The sequence below is a fragment of the Oleiphilus sp. HI0061 genome, assembly GCF_001635675.1.
The window spans coordinates 1-1,762 of sequence record NZ_LWFE01001447.1; the positions used below are offsets into that span (position 1 = coordinate 1).

Genomic DNA, 1,762 nt, shown 5'->3' on the forward strand with positions numbered 1-1,762 from the left:
GCAAGATATCATGTCTTCCGAAAGACCCGACAAACTTACAGAGCTTCAGTTAGAGCAATACGACATTCTACTGGAGGAGCAGGCGTACTCATTCGAAGAGCAAGCTTTGGAGATTTATCAGATTAACCTCGATAAGGTTCCTGATGGTGAGTACGATAGATGGATTGCAGCCACCTATGAAGTGTTAGCTGAAATGAATCCAACAGAGTTTGAACGTAAATCAAAGGCGATCTTACATGCTGATGAATATTTCTAAGCCTATGAGTCATATATCTAAGGTAATCCTTGTTATAGGTGCTTTGTATTTTGTCGTAGCTTGTTCAAGTACTAGCAAAAAAATAGAGCCTATCCAGATTGAGAAGCCGGCTAGCGCTATTGTTAAGCCAATCCTCACGGAAGACGATAAAATTGCATACAAGCAAGGTCTAGCTCTTATCAAAGAAAAATCTTACGTTGAAGCAGAAGAGATATTTAAGGGCTTAATTGATAGATATCCGACCCTGGCTGGTGCATACGTTAACCTTGGTTTGATTCGTCATTCAAATAGGCAGTTAGCTGAAGCTGAAGGCTACTATCAGCAAGCACTAGATATTAATCCTAAAAACGTAAACGCTTTGATTCAATTATCTTTGATTAGCCAGGATGAAGGTAAGTTTCAGGACAGTGAACGATTTTTAAAGTCAGCCTTAGCAAAGGATTCAAATCATCCGATGGTTAATTACAATCTCGGGGTACTTTATGAGTTGTACCTACGTGATTACGACCAAGCAATTGAACATTACCAGGCTTATGTTAAAAATGCGGGTGAAGACGACACAAAGACTGTAGAGCGCTGGATAAAAATGCTGGAGCGTAAGTAAATGAATTTGATCAAATTGAGAAGGATTAAAGCAATTTCTTGTCTGATATCTGTCATTTTGTTGCTTATGTCTCCTTTTGCGGTTTCTAAGTCGAATCAAGATGAAAAGAGGGTTGAAACGCTGTCGGAAGTCTCTATTATTGGCAGCTCTGAACTGCCAAATGTAAGTTTTGATCTGCCATGGAAACTACCAACTATAGAGAAGCGTGATGAAGCGTCTCCGCCAAAAAGTATTCCTGGCATTTTAGATAGCATTGAACCTGTCCGGTTCCGACAGCAGATTCATTTTTCAAGGTTTTTGGAAGTCGATTCTCCGTCTTTCAAACCTCGATAGTGTAATGGAAAGCGTAAAACCTTGTAAATTTGTAGGGAATTTATGAGCGTGTCCCGGAATTCCTGGGTTGCTGTCTATACACTTGCAATCACATAGTCGTTCGTCAACAAGGAACGTGAACCTGTTCATACGTATTAAGGTGCAGGTAAAGACATAATGAAAATCAGCATTATAGCTGACGACAAACTCTGTTTTATTTCGTTGATGTTTATTTAGTCATCAACGCCGAACAATTACTTTGAATACAAAAAATAGATGCGGTAGCGATTCTATGAGCATTACGTACTCGTAGTATTTGCAAAACGCTTTAATTAGAACATTAAGGGGCACAAATCATGTTAGATACGATCTTGCGATTTTTTCAGGAAGGTGGGGCGTTTATGTACCCAATCGCAGTCGTTTTAGTAATCGGTTTAGCGATTGCTATTGAGCGTTTTATATATTTAACCGCAGCAAAGAACTCTAATAGAAATGCCTTTGATAAGGGGCTGTTACCGATTCTTAGAAAGCGCGATTACCCAAAAGCGCTAAAGTTTGCTAACGACTCACAGGCTGCTATTGCAGCAATT

Annotated in this window: 3 protein-coding genes and 1 pseudogene; all 4 read left to right on the forward strand. The window is 39.5% G+C overall.

All coding sequences use genetic code 11. From position 1 onward, the window contains the following. A partial coding sequence (locus A3735_RS22805; RefSeq protein WP_231882627.1) for a hypothetical protein occupies positions 1–256 on the forward strand: 256 nt, incomplete at its 5' end. Then, complete coding sequence (locus A3735_RS22810) at positions 237–860, forward strand: tetratricopeptide repeat protein (protein ID WP_068512665.1); 624 nt, start codon at positions 237–239, stop codon at positions 858–860. The genes A3735_RS22805 and A3735_RS22810, both read left to right, overlap by 20 nt. Further along, positions 861–1,193, forward strand: coding sequence for a hypothetical protein (locus A3735_RS22815; protein ID WP_068506862.1), 333 nt, complete (start codon positions 861–863; stop codon positions 1,191–1,193). 335 nt (positions 1,194–1,528) lie between these two features. Further along, positions 1,529–1,762 (forward strand): annotated as a pseudogene (locus tag A3735_RS22820) (MotA/TolQ/ExbB proton channel family protein); the annotation flags it as partial.